Annotated in this window: 19 protein-coding genes; 7 read left to right on the forward strand and 12 right to left on the reverse strand. The window is 64.3% G+C overall.

Annotated elements, in window-relative coordinates:
• Nucleotides 1–10 precede the first annotated feature (10 nt).
• The gene (locus AC6H0N_RS08315) at nt 11–556 is read right to left on the reverse strand and encodes a YaeQ family protein (protein WP_497573627.1); all 546 of its coding nucleotides are present in this window, start codon (nt 554–556) and stop codon (nt 11–13) included.
• Nucleotides 557–564: 8 nt separating this feature from the next.
• Complete coding sequence (locus tag AC6H0N_RS08320; protein ID WP_497573628.1) at nt 565–1,332, reverse strand: hypothetical protein; 768 nt, start codon at nt 1,330–1,332, stop codon at nt 565–567.
• A gap of 143 nt (nt 1,333–1,475) precedes the next feature.
• Here AC6H0N_RS08320 and AC6H0N_RS08325 point away from each other — a divergent pair, with 143 nt between their 5' ends.
• Nucleotides 1,476–2,477, forward strand: a complete 1,002-nt coding sequence (locus AC6H0N_RS08325; RefSeq protein WP_497573629.1) for a serine/threonine protein kinase — start codon at nt 1,476–1,478, stop codon at nt 2,475–2,477.
• Nucleotides 2,478–2,508: 31 nt separating this feature from the next.
• Nucleotides 2,509–3,135: a GTP cyclohydrolase I FolE gene (gene folE / locus AC6H0N_RS08330; RefSeq protein WP_497573630.1), complete on the forward strand. Its 627-nt coding sequence runs from the start codon at nt 2,509–2,511 to the stop codon at nt 3,133–3,135.
• A 2-nt stretch (nt 3,136–3,137) separates the two neighbouring features.
• Here folE and AC6H0N_RS08335 read toward each other — a convergent pair whose 3' ends face one another.
• From AC6H0N_RS08335 to AC6H0N_RS08350, 4 genes are all read right to left on the reverse strand, one after another.
• Entirely contained in the window at nt 3,138–3,467 is a 330-nt protein-coding gene (locus AC6H0N_RS08335) for a DUF3301 domain-containing protein (RefSeq protein WP_497573631.1), read from the reverse strand.
• Between the two features lie 36 nt (nt 3,468–3,503).
• Nucleotides 3,504–5,084 (reverse strand): inorganic phosphate transporter, encoded by a 1,581-nt coding sequence (locus AC6H0N_RS08340; protein WP_497573632.1) that lies wholly within the window; start codon nt 5,082–5,084, stop codon nt 3,504–3,506.
• Between the two features lie 73 nt (nt 5,085–5,157).
• Nucleotides 5,158–5,493, reverse strand: a complete 336-nt coding sequence (locus AC6H0N_RS08345; protein WP_497573982.1) for a nucleotide pyrophosphohydrolase — start codon at nt 5,491–5,493, stop codon at nt 5,158–5,160.
• A 14-nt stretch (nt 5,494–5,507) separates the two neighbouring features.
• Nucleotides 5,508–6,356, reverse strand: a complete 849-nt coding sequence (locus AC6H0N_RS08350; RefSeq protein WP_497573633.1) for a 23S rRNA (adenine(2030)-N(6))-methyltransferase RlmJ — start codon at nt 6,354–6,356, stop codon at nt 5,508–5,510.
• Nucleotides 6,357–6,501: 145 nt separating this feature from the next.
• Between AC6H0N_RS08350 and AC6H0N_RS08355 the strand changes: the two genes are divergently transcribed.
• The 4 genes from AC6H0N_RS08355 (at nt 6,502) to dtd (ending at nt 8,612) form a co-directional block, all read left to right on the forward strand.
• Entirely contained in the window at nt 6,502–7,044 is a 543-nt protein-coding gene (locus AC6H0N_RS08355) for a gamma carbonic anhydrase family protein (protein ID WP_497573634.1), read from the forward strand.
• Nucleotides 7,045–7,148: 104 nt separating this feature from the next.
• A complete protein-coding gene (locus AC6H0N_RS08360) occupies nt 7,149–7,838 on the forward strand; it encodes an SIMPL domain-containing protein (protein ID WP_497573635.1) in 690 nt (229 codons plus the stop codon).
• Nucleotides 7,839–7,854: 16 nt separating this feature from the next.
• Nucleotides 7,855–8,178 (forward strand): hypothetical protein, encoded by a 324-nt coding sequence (locus tag AC6H0N_RS08365; RefSeq protein ID WP_497573636.1) that lies wholly within the window; start codon nt 7,855–7,857, stop codon nt 8,176–8,178.
• On the forward strand, nt 8,157–8,612 hold the full coding sequence (gene dtd, locus AC6H0N_RS08370) for a D-aminoacyl-tRNA deacylase (protein WP_497573637.1): 456 nt from the start codon (nt 8,157–8,159) through the stop codon (nt 8,610–8,612). The genes AC6H0N_RS08365 and dtd overlap by 22 nt, the downstream gene beginning before the upstream one ends.
• A 12-nt stretch (nt 8,613–8,624) precedes the next feature.
• Here dtd and ftsB read toward each other — a convergent pair whose 3' ends face one another.
• The 4 genes from ftsB to pyrG all read right to left on the reverse strand — a co-directional run bounded on the left by ftsB (nt 8,625) and on the right by pyrG (nt 12,843).
• The gene (gene ftsB / locus AC6H0N_RS08375) at nt 8,625–8,900 is read right to left on the reverse strand and encodes a cell division protein FtsB (protein WP_497573983.1); all 276 of its coding nucleotides are present in this window, start codon (nt 8,898–8,900) and stop codon (nt 8,625–8,627) included.
• Nucleotides 8,901–8,987: 87 nt separating this feature from the next.
• Nucleotides 8,988–10,277 carry a phosphopyruvate hydratase gene (gene eno / locus AC6H0N_RS08380; protein WP_497573638.1) on the reverse strand — a complete coding sequence of 430 codons (1,290 nt, stop codon included), beginning with the start codon at nt 10,275–10,277 and terminating at the stop codon, nt 8,988–8,990.
• 86 nt (nt 10,278–10,363) lie between these two features.
• Complete coding sequence (gene kdsA / locus AC6H0N_RS08385; RefSeq protein ID WP_497573639.1) at nt 10,364–11,206, reverse strand: 3-deoxy-8-phosphooctulonate synthase; 843 nt, start codon at nt 11,204–11,206, stop codon at nt 10,364–10,366.
• Nucleotides 11,206–12,843 (reverse strand): CTP synthase, encoded by a 1,638-nt coding sequence (pyrG, locus tag AC6H0N_RS08390; protein ID WP_497573640.1) that lies wholly within the window; start codon nt 12,841–12,843, stop codon nt 11,206–11,208. Before pyrG ends, kdsA begins: the two co-directional genes overlap by 1 nt.
• Before the next feature lie 57 nt (nt 12,844–12,900).
• On the opposite strand from pyrG, the gene AC6H0N_RS08395 reads away from it, so the two are divergent.
• Nucleotides 12,901–13,776, forward strand: coding sequence for a hypothetical protein (locus AC6H0N_RS08395; RefSeq protein ID WP_497573641.1), 876 nt, complete (start codon nt 12,901–12,903; stop codon nt 13,774–13,776).
• 49 nt (nt 13,777–13,825) lie between these two features.
• On the opposite strand, the gene AC6H0N_RS08400 is transcribed toward AC6H0N_RS08395, so the two are convergent.
• Nucleotides 13,826–14,383, reverse strand: a complete 558-nt coding sequence (locus AC6H0N_RS08400; protein WP_497573642.1) for an isochorismatase family protein — start codon at nt 14,381–14,383, stop codon at nt 13,826–13,828.
• A gap of 1 nt (nt 14,384) precedes the next feature.
• Complete coding sequence (locus AC6H0N_RS08405; protein WP_497573643.1) at nt 14,385–16,358, reverse strand: acetoacetate--CoA ligase; 1,974 nt, start codon at nt 16,356–16,358, stop codon at nt 14,385–14,387.
• Nucleotides 16,359–16,360: the final 2 nt, after the last annotated feature.

Genomic DNA, 16,360 nt, shown 5'->3' on the forward strand with positions numbered 1-16,360 from the left:
CCCGGCCATTCTAGCTGCGCGGGGCCATCAGCGTCTGCGGCACGATGTGCACGGTGTGCTCGCCATTGGTGATCCACAGCTCTCCGTCCTGGATCGTGCACTGCAAGCGCATGCCGCGCTCACACATGGCGACCAGCGCCGGCGCGACCTCGGGTTCGAGGTTGATGACCGTCAGCTTGTCCTGCCGCCCCAGCTTGCTGGCAATGCCGCTCCACCAGACGTCGGCGGCCCGACCGTAGCTGAGCAGCACAACGGCGTCGGCGCGGCCGCAGGCCTTGCGCACCCACTTCTCGTCGGGCTGACCGATGTCGATCCAGCGCAGCACGGCGCCGGTCAGGTCGCGCAGCCACAGGTCCGGCTCGTCGTCCACCCACAGGCCCTTGCCGAATTCCAGCCGCTCTTCGGCGAACAGCGCGAAGGCCACCAGACGCACCATCATGCGATCTTCGGTTTCGGATGGATGACGCGCCAGCGCCAGCGCATGGGTAGCGTAATAGCCGCGGTCCATGTCGGAGATGGTCAGTTCAGCTTTGTAGATCGTGGCTTTGAGTGCCATCGTGGTTCCTAGTGGATGTTGCCGCGGCCCGACTGCAGCCAGGTGCGCACGGCCTCGGCCGAATGCGCAAAGACCAGATCGCGCGTCGTCTCCGGCAGCTCGCGAGCCAGCGCTGCGAACAGCGCTTCATTGGTCTCGCGTGCCAGGCCGTTGGTGGCAAGACTGTTGGCGAGACACTGGATCTGGATGTTCGACAGCGCATCGGCCACCAGTCGCCAGCCCAGCGTCGGCATTGACGTTGTCAGCCCCAACAGCATGCCGCCCAGCGCCTGCGCGATGACTTCGGCCTCGTCCTGTTCCTCGCAGGCAATCATGGCGTGCCACAAGGCCAGATGCACGCTGCGGCGCAGGTCGATCTTGAAGTCGATGACGTTGCCCTCGCCCGCGTCGATGGCTGCGAACTGGCGGCCGAAGCGCGCGTCGGCCTCGGCATCAAGCCCCGTACGCAGTCCGCCTAGCAGCGCCGACAGTGCGGGGATGGCCTGCAGGCCGAAGGCGCGGCTGTAGGCCACGCCCCATTGGTCGAGCCCGGTCACGAGCATGGCCAGGCGCAGCGGGCGCGCGTCGTCCGCGTCGCTGGCCTTGGCCCAGTTCGACAGCGCCTCAATCAGCGCCGACACACCCTCGCCGGCTGCCTGCTCATTACCCTCGACGCTCAGGCGGAATACCTGCGCAAAGGCGTCCTGTGCCATGCGCGCGGCGCGCAACTGCACATCGCGCGGAGCCAGCGCTGCAAGCTGATCGGGCGGAATGGCGTGTTCGGCGGGCGTACTCATGCGCTTTCCTGCGAAAAGGCGCGATTGTGCCGGTCGTAGCCGGCGTGGGCAAACAGAGGTTTTCGCAAGGCCACTGCAGGCACGCGGTTTTTGTACGCCTCCCGACCTGCCACAATGAATGACCGTAGCCACCGAGCCTCCCCTTGACCGACCAAGCCGCCCCCTTCTCCGAGCTCACGCCAGATCACATGCTGACTGCTCTGGAGTCCGTCGGCCTCGCGCCGGACGGCCGCCTGCTGGCGCTCAACAGCTTCGAGAACCGCGTCTACCAGATCGGCATCGAGGACGGGCCGATGCGCGTGGTGAAGTTCTATCGCCCGGGGCGCTGGAGCGACGAGGCCATCCTCGAGGAGCACGCCTTCAGCACGGAGCTGTCCGAACGCGAACTGCCGATCATCCCGCCGCTGGTCATCAACGGGCAGACGCTGCACCACTTCCAGGATCTGCGCTTCGCGCTGTTCGAGCGTGTCGGCGGGCGCGCGCCGGAGCTGGGCGACCCCGACACGCGAGAATGGATGGGGCGTTTTCTCGGTCGCATTCACGCCATTGGCGCGATCACGCCGTTCGCGCATCGGCCGAGTATCGACATCTCCACCTTCGGCACCGAACCGCGCGACTGGTTGCTCGCCAGCGACTTCATCCCGCCCGATCTGCGCGAAGCCTGGGAATCAACCAGCGCCATGGCGCTCGACGGTGTGCGTCGCTGCTTCGATCGCGCCGGCGACTACACCAGCCTGCGTCTGCACGGCGACTGCCACGTCGGCAACGTGCTGTGGAACGAATACGCCGACCCGCCGGGCCCGCAGTTCGTCGATTTCGACGACAGCCGCATGGGGCCGGCGGTGCAGGATCTGTGGATGCTGCTGTCCGGCTCACGCGAGGAGATGAGCGTACAACTGGCTGACGTACTGGCCGGCTACGAGGATTTCCATGATTTCTCGCCGCGCGAGCTGCACCTGGTCGAAGCCCTGCGCACGCTGCGTCTGCTGCACTACTCGGGCTGGATCGCCCGGCGCTGGAGCGACCCGGCCTTTCCGGCGGCCTTCTCGTGGTTCGGCACGCAGCGCTACTGGCAGGATCGCGTGCTGGAGTTGCGCGAGCAGATCGCGCTGATGGACGAGCCGCCCTTGTGGGCGCTGCCATAATGCAGGCGACAGCAATCAGGACGAGACACTAATGAGCCACGACTGCAACCACGATCACCCACCGCATACCCACGCCGAGCCGGGCATTCCTCGCCACGGTCAGTTCAATCCGCAAGCCTTCGAACAAGCCGTCATCGCCCTGCTCGAAGCCTGCGGCGTTGCCGCCGACGGCGCACACACCGGCCGCACCGCCACACGCGTGCGCGAGCTATGGCAAAAGCGGCTGCTTGGCGGCTACGAACTGGATCCGGCCGCGGCGCTGGGTGACGGCTTCGAGGACGCGCGACGCGACATGGTGGTGATTCGCGGCATCTCGGTGCACGGCGTATGTCCGCATCACCTTGTGCCGTTTCGCGGCGTCGCGCACGTGGCCTACCTGCCAGGCAGACGACTACACGGCTTCGGCCGCATCGCCCGCATGGTCGACGCCCTTGGGCACCGCTTCACGTATCAGGAATGGCTCACACGCGACATCGCCGACGCGCTGATGCGCCACGGCCACGCACGCGGCGCGGCCTGCATCATAGAAGCGGAACAGTTATGCCTGCTGATGGGCGAAGACCGGCGCGGTGACGAACGCGTCATCACGCAAGCCTTCAGCGGGGAATTCGAGACTTCGGACCAGTACCGCAACGAGTTCCTGCACGCGCTGCGCTGAGCTCAGTTGATGACGACGTGCAGCGTACGTTTCTGTGCGCCGACGTCGACCAACACGACGTCACGTCCCAGCAATACGACGCTGCCGCGCTGGCGGTCATCACCCGAACCGGAATACTCGAAGTCATACACACGGCGCAGCGTGATGTGGCCATTTTCATTGCGCACCGGGCGCAGCGAGCTGACCGAAACCGTGTCGTCGAGCAACTGCAAGCCGTCGCGTTCGCAGGCCCGGCGCGCTGCCGCGATGCCAAGCTCACGCACCTTCACGCTGTCCAGCCAGAACCAGGCGACCAGACACAGCACAAGCAGGGAAACGGTTTCGAAGAACATCCTGGCATCCACGGGCAAGCGCCCGCGGAGCGGGCCTCAGAGCAGCATACCGCGGATCGTGAAGAACAGGATTGCGGCCATCAGACCGGACGCCGGCACCGTGATGACCCAGGCCGAGACGATGCGCACGATCTGCGAACGCTTGACCAACTCGTGGCGGTAGACCTTGCGCAGACCCTTGCGCTCGGTTTTCGAGAAGTTGGCCGGATCGACGCGCTTCTTCTGCGCCTTTTTCAGCTCGCGCAGCATCGCGCCCTTCTCCTCGATCGAAGCGACATCGAAGCGGCGCAAAAAGGCTTCGATGGCTTCCTGATCTCCTTCCGGGTGGTGCTGCTTGATCTCGTCGACCATGCGCGCGTAGTTGCTCTTGAGGTACTCGCGCAGGAAGCCGACGCCAAACACGCCACCCACCGCAATGTGCGTGGTCGATACCGGGATGCCGAGTTGGCTGGCGATGATGACGGTGATGGTCGCCGCCATGGCGATGCAGTAGGCCCGCATCTGGTCGAGTTCGGTAATTTCCGACCCGACGGTGCGGATCACCTTGGGCCCGAACAGCCACAGGCCGATCGACAGGCCGATGCCGCCGACCACCATGACCCACAGCGGAATCGGCGCGCTGGTTGCGATCTCTGATGCACCAGTGGACACGACTTCGACAATCGCGGCGAGCGGCCCCACGGCGTTGGCGACGTCGTTGGAGCCATGCGCGAACGACAGCAGCGCCGCCGCACAGATCAGCGGCACCGTGAACAGCCGATTTACGCCGTCCTTGGAGTTGTCGATGTCGGCCATGCGTGCCGTGACACGTGCGCGCACGAGGAAGAACACCAGCACGGCGAGAACGGCGCCAATAAGCAGCGAGGTCGTGAAGCTGACCTTGATGAGTTTGGAGAAGCCCTTCTCCATCAGATAGGAACCGAAGGCAAAGGCCATTGCCGCGATCAGCCACGGCACCATGTTGCGGGCCGCCGTCACGAGGTCGGATTTGTAGGTGATCGAGCGCTTGACCAGATACAGAAAGCCGGCCGCAATGAAGCCGCCCATCAGCGGCGAAACGACCCAGCTGGCGACGATCTGCGCGACCGTATTCCAGTTGGCGATATCCATGCCACTGGAGGCGATGCCGGCGCCCAGCACTGCACCGACGATGGAATGTGTGGTCGATACCGGCGCACCGAGCACGGTGGCGATGTTGAGCCAGATGGCGGCGGCCAGCAGCGCGGCCATCATGACCCACAGAAAGGTGTCGGCGTTGGCGATCTGGCTCGGGTCGATGATGCCGTTGCGGATGGTACCGACCACTTCACCACCGGCAATGATCGCTCCCCCAGCCTCGAAAATGGCCGCAATGGCCAGCGCCCCGCCCAGCGTCAGCGCCTTGGAACCAACCGCCGGACCGACGTTGTTGGCTACATCGTTGGCGCCGATGTTCATCGCCATGTAGCCGCCGATCATGGCCGCCACGACCACGAACATGCTGCTGCCGACGTCGCCGCGCATCATCGCGAAGAGCATTACGCCGACCATGAACAGCATCGCGATGCCGATCCGGAAAAGCTCTACACGGCCTTTCTTCGTCGCCTTTTCCAGCTCGTCGATGTGCTTGAGTTCCACGCGTGGTCTGCCCGTTTGCGAAAGGCCGCATTGTTGCAGAAATAATTCGGCAATGAAAACGCAGCGAGTGGATTCAGAGGCGGTTGTACTTGGTGGCCGTGCCCCGGGCACGCTCGACCGGATAACGTTCGGCGTTGATCGCCAGCTTGCGCGCGGCCGCCTGGGCCAGATCGACGTCGAGCACGTCGGCCAGCCGCACCAGATACATCAGCACATCGGCCATTTCGAGCGCGACCTCCTCGCGCTGCTGCGCACTGAGCGCGGCCGATTGCTCGGGGGTCAGCCACTGAAAATGCTCCAGCAACTCGCCGACTTCGCCGCTCATGGCCATGGCCAGATTCTTGGGCGTGTGGAACTGCTGCCAGTCGCGTTCGGCAGCGAAGGTGCGCAGCACGTCGCGCAACTGCATCAGGCTGTCATCGCTCACGGAATGTGATGCTCCACGTCAAAGCCGGCACCCTCGTCCTCGGCGAGCGCCTTCACCAGCCAGGGCATGCTGCCCTCCAGCAACTCCGGCAGAACCCACGGCGGATTGATGATGAACATGCCACTGCCGAACATGCCGCCAAGCCCGGCCTTGCCGGGCGAGCGCACCGCCATGCGCACATCCAGCCAGCTCTCGGCGCCGAGACTGCGCAGCGCGTCGGGCAGCGCCCGTGCTTCGGGGCGCGCCAACAGCGGATACCACAGGAGATAGGTGCCTTCCGCGAAGCGCCGCATCGCGTCGCCGAGCACCTGCACTACCTGCTTGTAGTCCTGCTTGACCTCGTAGGACGGGTCGACCAGCACCACCGCGCGCCGCGTCGGCGGCGGCAGCAGGCCGCGCAGGCAAGCCAGGCCGTCGGCCTTGCGCACGACCACGCGATCGCCGTCGCGCGCAAAGGTCTGCGCCAGCAATTCGGCATCGGTCGGATGCAGCTCGAACAGGCGCATGCGGTCCTGATCACGCAGTTCCGTCATGGCCAGCGCCGGCGAGCCGGGATAGAAATTGAGGCTGCCATGCGGATTGAACTGCCGCACCGCAGCAAGAAAGGGCGCGAATGCCTCCGGCACGTCATCGCGCTCCGCCAGGCGTCCGATGCCCAGTCGATGTTCGCCCGTCTTCTCGGCATGCTCACCGGTCAGCGCATAGCAACCCGCGCCGGCATGCGTGTCGATGTACCACCAAGGCTTGTCCTTGCGCGAAAAATAGCGCAACACCTCGATCAACACGAAGTGTTTGAGCACGTCGGCGTGATTGCCGGCGTGAAAGGCGTGACGGTAGCTGAGCATGTCTGACTGCTGCGGGAAAAGGGTTCCAATGCTACCACCGGCACGAAGTCCCCGCGCCACAAGGGACGGTGCGCTTGTTATCATTGCGCCCTGCACAAAAATTGACCTGCGACACGACGCGCGGGGTACGACAGGGAGTAAGGCAATGTCCATCTACGCACTCGACGACAAGGCGCCCCAATTCGGCGAAGGCTGCTGGATGGCAGACAACGCCACCGTCATCGGTCGAGTCCGAGCGGGCCGCAACGTGAGCTTCTGGTACAACGTGGTGGTACGCAGCGACAACGACATCATCACCATCGGCGACGACACGAACATTCAGGACGGCTCGATCCTGCACTGCGACTTCGGTGTGCCGCTGACGATCGGCCGGCGCGTCTCGCTGGGCCACAAGGTGATGCTGCATGGCTGTACGATCGGCGATTCCACGCTGATCGGCATCAACGCGGTGATCCTCAACAATGCGGTGATCGGCAAAGGCTGCATCATCGGCGCCAACGCGCTGATCCCCGAGGGCAAGGTGATTCCGGACCGCTCTCTGGTCGTCGGATCGCCGGGCCGCATCATCCGCGAAGTCACCGACGAGGAACTCGCGCGCATCGAACACAATGCCGACCACTACGTCGAAAACGTGCGGCTCTATTCCGAAGGGCTCAAGCGAATCGGTGATACGGCGCAATCGATGTAAGCCCGCTTTGTAACAGGGCTTACATCGCATTACAGCCGGGTTCTTGCCGTGCGCGAAACGCGCGCTACACTCCGGCTCCATTCAGACCTTATGCGGAGTTACCAATGAACCGTAACGTCATTTCCTCGCTGTTTGCTGCGGCTCTTATCGCACTCTCCGCACCGGTCTTCGCCAAGCCGCCGGAACCCACGACCATCGACCTGTCGGCCGAAGCCGGCAGCAAGGCCGAAAACGATCTTGGCCGCGCCCAGCTGTTCTTCGAAGCCCAGGATACGGACGCCTCGGCGCTGGCATCGAAGGTCAATCGCGCAATCGCCGACGCACTCCAGACCGCGCGTCCCTTCACTTCGGTGATGACGTCGACGGCGGGCAGCCACACTTACCCCATGCACTCAAAGGACGGTCAGCGTGTTGAGGGCTGGCGCATGCGCTCGAGCATCGAGTTGGAGAGCCGTGACATCTCCGCGCTTTCCTCGCTGATCGCCGAGCTGCAGAAGAACCTGATGATCTCCAACGTGAACATGCAGCCGGCGCCGGATACACGCGCCAAAGCCGCCAACGTGGCTGCCGTCGACGCCATCCGCGCTTTCGAGGCGCGCGCCGAAGTGCTCGCCAACGCGCTCGGCAAGCACTACCGCATCCGCCACCTGTCGGTGCAGCACGGCGGCTCGATGCCCATCTATCCGATGATGCGCGCCAGCGCCATGAAGGCCGAAGATTCCTCGGCGCCGCTGCAGGGTGGACAGAGCGAAATCACGGTTACCGTCAGCGGCACCATTGAACTGATCGACTGAACCCCCGGAACGCCAGATGAAACTTTCCCCTTCCCGCCTGCGTGCATCCGTAATCACGCTGGTTCTCGCAGCTGGCGCCCTGGTTGCCGGCACGGCATGGACCAGCGGCAAGGCCGAGACACGCGGATTCGTGTGCGACAGCGGTGACCGTTTTGTCGTCGAGTTCCTGGCCGATCACGTGCGCCTGCGTCACGGCAGCGGCGTGTTCTCGCTGGCCGAAGTCAAGCCCGGGCGGATCTGGAGTGATGGCCAACGCATTCTGCAGGCCGGCAAGTCGGCCGCTGTGCTCGAACTACCGGGCAGCGAACAGGCGCATACTTGCGTCGCCGCCCCGGCGTGATCGGGCTGGTCCAGCGCGTCTCGCGCGCTGAGGTAACGGTGGCTGGCCAGGTGGTCGGCCGCATCGGCCACGGCCTGCTCGCGCTGATCGGCGTTGAACGCGACGATTCATCCGCCAACGCCGAACGCCTGATCGAACGTCTGATCAGCTACCGCATTTTTTCGGACGAAAACGGCCGCATGAACCGTTCGCTGCAGGACAGCGGCGGCAGCTTGCTGCTGGTGCCGCAATTCACGCTCGCAGCCGACACTCGCAAAGGCAGCCGACCGAGTTTTTCCAGCGCAGCCGAACCGGCACGCGCACAGGCGCTGTTCGATCAGCTCGTGGAGTTCGCGCAAACACGCCACGGAGATGTCGCCACTGGCCGCTTCGGCGCCGACATGTCGGTATCACTGGTGAATGAAGGGCCGGTCACATTCCGGCTTGAGGCCTGAACCGACGTACCCTCAGCGCGGCGCCGGCACCTGCACGAAGATTTCTTCCTTGCGGGTCAGCCCGAGATCGAAGCGCGCGCGCTCCTCGATGGCCTCGTTACCCGACTTCAGGTCTTCCACTTCCGCCGCCAGCGCAGCATTGCGCTGCTCCAGCTTGCGATTGACCTCGCGCTGCTCGGCAAGCCGGGCGTCGACCTCCCAGGCGCGAAACCAGCCGCCCTTGCCGACCCACAACGGGTACTGCAGCGCCACAGCCAGTGCAGCAAGAAGAATCAGCGGCCAGCGCATCGTCGGGAAGTCCGCCTGTGCAAAGGCCGGCATCACAGGATGCCGGCCGTGTCGTGTCAAACCGCCGTTTTCAGACGGCGGATCCGGTTAGCGCAAACGCAGGTTGTAGAAGGCATTGCGACCCGGGTACTCGACCAGATCACCGAGATCTTCCTCGATGCGCAGCAGCTGGTTGTACTTCGAGATGCGATCCGAACGGCTCAGCGAACCGGTCTTGATCTGCATGGCCGACAGGCCCACGGCGATGTCCGCAATGGTCGAGTCTTCGGTTTCCCCCGAGCGATGCGAGATCACGGCGGTATAGCCCGCGCGCTTGGCCATTTCGACCGCGGCGAAGGTTTCGGTCAACGTGCCGATCTGGTTGATCTTGATCAGGATCGAGTTGGCGATGCCCTGCTCGATGCCCTGCGACAGGATGGCGGTGTTGGTCACGAACAGGTCGTCACCCACGAGCTGCACGTTCTTGCCCAGACGCTCGGTCAGCGTTTTCCAGCCGGCCCAGTCGTTCTCGGCCATGCCGTCCTCGATCGACACGATCGGGAAACGATTGCACAGGTCTTCCAGATAGTCGGTGAAGCCGGCAGCGTCGAGCGTCTTGCCTTCGCCGGCCAGCACGTACTTGCCGTCCTTGTAGAACTCGGAGGCGGCGCAGTCCAGCGCCAGCAACACGTCCTTGCCCGGCTCGTAGCCAGCGGCCACGATGGCTTCCTGGATCAGGTTCAGCGCTTCCTCGGTGCCCGACACGTTGGGGGCGAAACCGCCTTCATCACCGACCGTGGTCGGGTAGCCCTTCTTGTCGGTGATCTTCTTGAGGTGATGGAAGATCTCGGCGCCGCAACGCAGGGCCTCGCGGAAGCTGCCCATGCTCACCGGCATGATCATGCATTCCTGGATGTCCAGGCTGTTGTTGGCGTGTTCGCCACCGTTGATGACGTTCATCATCGGCACCGGCATGGACATCGGGCCCGAACCGCCGAAGTAGCGGAACAGCGGCAGACCGGCTTCCTCAGCGGCAGCCTTGGCCACGGCCATCGACACGGCCAGCGTGGCGTTGGCGCCCAGGCGCGACTTGTTGTCGGTGCCGTCGAGTTCGATCAGGGTGCGGTCGATGAAGGTCTGCTCTTCGGCGTCGAGTCCGATCAGCGCTTCGGAAATTTCGGTGTTCACGTTCTCGACAGCGCGCAGCACGCCCTTGCCGAGATAGCGCGCGGCGTCGCCGTCACGCAGTTCGATGGCCTCGCGCGAACCGGTGGACGCGCCGGACGGCACGGCTGCACGGCCCATCACGCCCGATTCGAGCAGCACGTCGGCTTCGACCGTGGGATTGCCGCGCGAATCGAGGATCTCGCGGGCGATGACGTCGATGATTGCACTCATTCAGTTTTCCTCAGACAGTTTCGATTCTTGGGTTGGGCGTCGCGGCGCGATGATCGCAGCCAGGCGTGACGCCCGCGTGTCAGGCCTCAGGCGCCGACCGCATCAACAAAGCCATGCTTCTTGACCAGCGCATCGATCTCGACGAGCTGCGACAGCAGCGCCTTCATTTGCCCCATCGGCCACGCATTGGGGCCATCGGACAGAGCTTTTTCCGGGTTCGGATGCGATTCCATGAACAGCCCGGCGACACCGACCGCAACCGCCGCACGTGCCAGCACCGGCACGAACTCGCGCTGGCCACCCGAACTGGTGCCCTGCCCGCCCGGCAATTGCACTGAATGCGTCGCGTCGAACACCACCGGGCAACCGGTCTCGCGCATGATCGCCAGGCCGCGCATGTCGGTCACGAGGTTGTTGTAGCCAAAGGACACGCCACGCTCGCACACCATGATGTTGTCGGCACCGCCGCTGGCTTCACGCGCCTTGTCCACAACGTTCTTCATGTCGCCCGGCGCGAGGAACTGGCCCTTCTTGATGTTCACCGGCTTGCCGCAGGTAGCAACCGCGCGGATGAAATCGGTCTGGCGGCACAGGAAAGCCGGCGTCTGCAGCACGTCGACGGCTGCGGCCACGGCCGGCACCTCTTCAACGGTATGTACGTCGGTCAACACCGGAATTCCCAGCGTCTCGCGCACCTCGACCAGGATATCCAGCCCCTGCTGCATGCCCAGGCCGCGGAACGAGCTGCCCGAGCTGCGGTTGGCCTTGTCGTAGGACGACTTGTAGATGAAGGGAATACCCAGCTCGTCGGTGATTTCCTTGAGCGCGGCGGCGGTTTCGAGCGCCATCTGGCGCGACTCGATCACGCACGGGCCGGAAATCAGGAACAACGGCCGGTCGATACCGACCTCGAATCCGCACAGTTTCATCACTTGCCTGCCTTGCCTGCTTTCGCGGCGATTGCGGCCTTCAGATAGGCCGTGAACAACGGGTGTCCGGTTCGCGGGTTGGACGTGAACTCCGGGTGGAACTGGCAACCGACGAACCACGGGTGATCCGGCAGTTCGACCATTTCGCACAGTTCCGTTCCGCCGGCACGACCGGCCACGCGCAAACCCTTGGCTTCGAGCTGCGGCAGCAGCGTGTTGTTGACCTCATAGCGGTGACGGTGGCGCTCGATGATCTCGGGCGCACCGTAAACCTCGCGTGCCAGCGAGCCGTCGGCAAGATGGCAGAGCTGACCGCCCAGACGCATGGTGCCGCCCAGATCGGAATCCTCGCTGCGCTTCTCGCGCTTGCCGCTGCGATCTTCCCATTCGGTGATCAGACCGATCACCGGAGCCGGCGACGCGGCGTCGAACTCGGTCGAGTGCGCACCTTCCAGGCCTGCCACGTTGCGGGCGAACTCAACGACCGCCAGCTGCATGCCGAGACAGATGCCCAGATACGGCACCTTGTTCTCGCGCGCATAACGGATCGCCGCGATCTTGCCTTCGGTGCCGCGCTTGCCGAAGCCGCCCGGCACGAGGATGGCATCCATGTCCTTGAGCACGCCGCAACCCTGACGTTCGATGTCTTCCGAGTCGATGTAGTGAATTTTCACTTTCGATTCGGTGTGCATGCCAGCGTGGTTGAGCGCCTCGATCAGCGACTTGTAGGACTCGGTCAGATCGACGTACTTGCCGACAAAGGCGATGTCGACGCTCTGCTTCGGGTTTTCGAGTGCATGAACGAGCTTTTCCCACACGGACAGATCGGCCGAACGCGCCAGGATGTCGAGCTTGTGGCACACGATCTGGTCGAGCATCTGGCCGTGCAGCATGCTCGGGATCTTGTAGATCGAGTCGGCATCGAGACACTCGATGACGGCTTCCGGCATGACGTTGCAGAACAGTGCGATCTTGCGCCGCTCGTCGACGGGGATCGAACGATCCGCCCGGCACAGCAGGATGTCGGGCTGAATGCCGATCTCGCGCAGCTCCTTCACCGAATGCTGCGTCGGCTTGGTCTTGAGCTCGCCCGCGGTCGGGATGTAGGGCAACAGCGTGAGGTGGATGAAGCAGGTGCGGTTACGCCCTTCCTCGAAACCCATCTGGCGGATGGCTTCGAGAAACGGCAGCGACTCGATGTCACCGACCGTACCGCCCACCTCGACGATAGCCACGTCGGCGCCCTCGGCGCCGCGCTTGACGTACTGCTTGATCTCGTCGGTGATGTGCGGGATGACCTGCACCGTCTTGCCCAGATACTCGCCGCGGCGTTCCTTCTTGATCACCGATTCGTAGATCTGGCCGGTCGTGAAGTTGTTGCGCTTGCTCATCTTGGCGCTGGTGAAGCGCTCGTAGTGACCCAGATCAAGGTCGGTCTCGGCACCGTCTTCGGTCACGAAGACCTCGCCGTGCTGAAACGGGCTCATGGTGCCCGGATCGACGTTGATGTAAGGGTCGAGCTTGAGATGGGTGACGCGGATGCCGCGCGACTCAAGGATCGCGCCGAGCGAAGCGGCGGAAATGCCCTTGCCAAGCGAGGACACGACACCACCGGTAACGAATACGTATTTGGTCATGGGAACAGAGCTGCGGGAAAGCAGAATCATAACCGATGTGCCTGAGGCTGAGAAAGAATGCACGCTCAAGACCTGCCCGCGCGCTATCCCTCCAGCCGTTCGACTGCTACCTTGCAAGGCCATGACGAAGGAGTATCGCCGCACGTGCCAACGCCCTTGCTTGCACGCCTCGCCCCGTGGTTGCTGCTGCCGCTCTATCTCGCAGCGATCCTCATCGTAGACCGCCTAAGCGCGCCGCTTGCACAGGATCCTGCCTATCACGCGTTTGCCGATTCGCGCGCCCTGCTCGGCGTCACCAATTTTGCCGATGTCGTCAGCAACCTGGCGATCCTGGTCCCGGCGTTGATCGGCCTGCTCCAGGTGCAGGCCCGCGACGCGCAAGCCTGCTTCGGTTCAGCGTTCGAGCGTGCCTTCGCCACGCTGTTCTTCATTGCCCTGATCACCATCGGCTGCGGTTCGATCTGGTACCACCTCGCGCCGAACGACGACCGTCTGCTGCTCGACCGCTTGCCCATTGCCCTGGCTTTCACCAGCCTCATTGCCTGGCTGATCGCCGAGCGCAGCTGGATGCGCAAGTCTGCTGCGCTGGCACTGCTGCCATGGATTGCCGTCGGGCCGGCCAGCGTGCTGTGGTGGTACACCGGCGCCCTCGCCAGCGCCGGCGATCTGCGGCCCTACTTCGTGCTCTACGCCTTCGCCTTCGCCCTGCCGCCGTTGCTGATGCGCATGCCTTCGCAGTACAACCGCCGCAGCGACTACTGGACGGCGTATGTCGCCTTCGCACTCGGCATGTTGTGTGACCGCTTCGATCACGAAATCTTCACGCTGCTAGGTGGCATGCTCAGCGGCCACACCCTGAAGCATCTGCTGATGGGCTACGCCATTGCGGTGCTGGCGCGCATGTTGCACTTGCGGCGGCTGCGTTTCCGCTGAGTCCGCAGAACGCCGTACGGCAGTCGCAATTCGCTGCGCTCATCACGAGCTACCGCAGAAACTCCCGGTTGATCTCGCCGAACAGCGGGTCGTCGCCACTCTCCAGCCACTCGAAAGCCACCATTTCGCGCGTGACCACGTCGATGCCGTGGGCGCGCATGCGCTCGATGGCCACCTCCCGATCAAACGACCGACGCGAGCCTACCGCATCTGCAACCAGAAAGACTCTTTTGCCGGACTGCGCGAGATCCAGCGCGGTCTGCTGCACACACACGTGCGCCTCGGTACCGCAAACGATCACGTCATCGCGCTGATGCACGGCCGATCCGACGAGACAGCCATCGGCCACAGCCGAGAACAGACGTTTGACCACCACCTGCACGTTCGCTGAAGCCTCAAGAATCGCCTCGACACTGCCGCCGATCTTGTCCGGGCAATGCTCGGTCACCACCGTCGGCACGCCAAGCCGCTCGGCCAGCTGCATCAGCCACACACAGTGCGCTACCACCGCGCGTCCGTCCTCAATCGCCGGCGCAAGACGCTGCTGCACGTCCACCACCAGCAGGGCGGAGTGCGCCCGGCGCATGCGGAATCCGGCTGCGTTCATGTCAGCTCCTCAGCTCGGGACGGTCGTGGAACTGCGCAAGCGCTTCCGGGTTGGCCAGCGCTTCGAGGTTATCAACGGCTTCGCCATGCACGAGCTTGCGCACCGCCAGCTCGACCAGCTTGCCGCTGCGGGTACGCGGCAGCGCCGCCACCTGCACGATGCGTGCGGGCACATGGCGCGGCGTGGTGTTCGCACGGATGACTTCGCGGATACGCGCGATCAGTGCGTCGTCGAGTGCCAGCCCGTCGCGCAGCCGCAGGAACAGGACTACGCGCTGGTCAGTCGGCTTGTCCGGCGGCCAGTCCTGACCGATCGCCAGCGATTCGAGCACTTCGTCGAGTTTCTCAACCTGGCGATAGATCTCGGCGGTGCCGATACGCACTCCGCCGGGGTTCAGCGTCGCGTCCGACCGACCGTGGATGACGAAACCATCGTGCACCGTGCGTTCGCACCAGTCGCCGTGACACCACACACCGGGGAAGCGCTCGAAATAGGCCTGACGATAGCGGCTGCCGTCGGCATCGTTCCAGAACCCGACCGGCATCGCCGGAAACGGCCGCGTGCACACCAGTTCGCCCTTCTCGCCGGTCACCGGCCGTCCCGCCGCATCAAACACCTCCACCGCCATTCCCAGCCCGGCGCACTGGATCTCGCCACGCCACACCGGCAGGTTCGGGTTGCCCAATACGAAGCACGACACGATATCCGTACCGCCCGAGATCGAAGCCAGGCACAACTCCGACTTGATGTCGCGATAGACGTAGTCGAAGCCCTCGGCCACCAACGGACTACCCGTCGATAACAGCATGCGCAGTGCGCCCAGGTCGTGCGTATGGCGCGGCTTCAATCCGGCCTTGGCGATGGCGTCGAGAAACCTTGCCGAAGTGCCGAAGTGCGTCATGCGCTCCGCCTCGGCGTAATCGAACAGCAAGGCACCCTCATCAAGCGTGGGCGCGCCGTCGTAGAGCAGCAGCGTCGCGCCCGAAGCCAGTCCGCTGACCAACCAGTTCCACATCATCCAGCCGCAGGTCGTGAAATAGAACAAGCGGTCGCCAACGCGCAGGTCGCAGTGCAGGCGCTGTTCTTTCAGATGCTGCAGCAGCACGCCGCCGGCGCCATGCACGATGCACTTGGGTACGCCGGTCGTGCCGGACGAGTACACGATGTAGAGCGGATGATCGAAAGGCAGCCGCACGTAAGCGATGTCGTGCACCTCCACGTGAGGCGCGAGGAAATCGTGCCAGGATTGCGCCGCGCGGATGCCACCCAGGGCCACGGCCGGCCCGGCGTAAGGGACGACCACGACACGCTCGACCGACGGCAAGGCCTGCGCCACCTCGGCCAGCCGCGCCAGTGTGTCGATATGCTTGCGGTTGTAGAAGTAGCCATCGGCCGCAACCAGCAGCTTCGGGGCCGTCTGGCCGAAACGGTCCAGTACACCCTGCACACCGAAATCCGGTGAAGCCGACGTGAACACGGCACCAATGCTGGCCGTAGCCAGCATCAGCACCACCGTCTCGGGCATGTTCGGCATCCACGCCGCAACGCGGTCGCCCGGCCCGACACCAGCCGCTCGCAATGCCGCCGCGCAGCACGCCACTTGCTCGTGCACTTCGCCAAAGCTCAGCCGCCGCTCAACGCGATCTTCGCCGCGGAAGACAATGGCGTCCGTGCCGTCCCGCCGACGCAGCAGGTTCTCCGCGAAGTTGAGCCGCGCCTGCGGAAACCAGCGCGCGCCGGGCATGGCATCCGCGGCGTCACAAATGCGTTCGCCCCGCTCGCCGACGACTTCGCAGAAGTCCCACACATCGGCCCAGAAGTCCTCACGCTGCGCGACCGACCAGCGATGCAACTCGGCGTAGTCGCGCAGCATCACGCCGTGGCGGCCCGCGGCTTCAGCGGCAAAACGCGTCATGGCGCTGGCGGCGATGCGCTCCGGCCCGGGCTTCCACATCGGCTCTGCGTGTTCTGGCATGC

This window comes from Pseudazoarcus sp. NS34, assembly GCF_059703725.1.

What these genes read in the sequence shown, in the direction of transcription:
- AC6H0N_RS08315 (WP_497573627.1), bottom strand. Translation starts at nt 556, where the DNA reads ATGGCACTCAAAGCCACGATCTACAAAGCTGAACTGACCATCTCCGAC.
- AC6H0N_RS08320 (WP_497573628.1), bottom strand. Translation starts at nt 1,332, where the DNA reads ATGAGTACGCCCGCCGAACACGCCATTCCGCCCGATCAGCTTGCAGCG.
- folE (WP_497573630.1), top strand. Translation starts at nt 2,509, where the DNA reads ATGAGCCACGACTGCAACCACGATCACCCACCGCATACCCACGCCGAG.
- AC6H0N_RS08335 (WP_497573631.1), bottom strand. Translation starts at nt 3,467, where the DNA reads ATGTTCTTCGAAACCGTTTCCCTGCTTGTGCTGTGTCTGGTCGCCTGG.
- AC6H0N_RS08345 (WP_497573982.1), bottom strand. Translation starts at nt 5,493, where the DNA reads ATGCAGTTGCGCGACGTGCTGCGCACCTTCGCTGCCGAACGCGACTGG.
- AC6H0N_RS08350 (WP_497573633.1), bottom strand. Translation starts at nt 6,356, where the DNA reads ATGCTCAGCTACCGTCACGCCTTTCACGCCGGCAATCACGCCGACGTG.
- AC6H0N_RS08355 (WP_497573634.1), top strand. Translation starts at nt 6,502, where the DNA reads ATGTCCATCTACGCACTCGACGACAAGGCGCCCCAATTCGGCGAAGGC.
- AC6H0N_RS08360 (WP_497573635.1), top strand. Translation starts at nt 7,149, where the DNA reads ATGAACCGTAACGTCATTTCCTCGCTGTTTGCTGCGGCTCTTATCGCA.
- AC6H0N_RS08365 (WP_497573636.1), top strand. Translation starts at nt 7,855, where the DNA reads ATGAAACTTTCCCCTTCCCGCCTGCGTGCATCCGTAATCACGCTGGTT.
- ftsB (WP_497573983.1), bottom strand. Translation starts at nt 8,900, where the DNA reads ATGCGCTGGCCGCTGATTCTTCTTGCTGCACTGGCTGTGGCGCTGCAG.
- eno (WP_497573638.1), bottom strand. Translation starts at nt 10,277, where the DNA reads ATGAGTGCAATCATCGACGTCATCGCCCGCGAGATCCTCGATTCGCGC.
- kdsA (WP_497573639.1), bottom strand. Translation starts at nt 11,206, where the DNA reads ATGAAACTGTGCGGATTCGAGGTCGGTATCGACCGGCCGTTGTTCCTG.
- pyrG (WP_497573640.1), bottom strand. Translation starts at nt 12,843, where the DNA reads ATGACCAAATACGTATTCGTTACCGGTGGTGTCGTGTCCTCGCTTGGC.
- AC6H0N_RS08395 (WP_497573641.1), top strand. Translation starts at nt 12,901, where the DNA reads ATGCACGCTCAAGACCTGCCCGCGCGCTATCCCTCCAGCCGTTCGACT.
- AC6H0N_RS08400 (WP_497573642.1), bottom strand. Translation starts at nt 14,383, where the DNA reads ATGAACGCAGCCGGATTCCGCATGCGCCGGGCGCACTCCGCCCTGCTG.
- AC6H0N_RS08405 (WP_497573643.1), bottom strand. Translation starts at nt 16,358, where the DNA reads ATGCCAGAACACGCAGAGCCGATGTGGAAGCCCGGGCCGGAGCGCATC.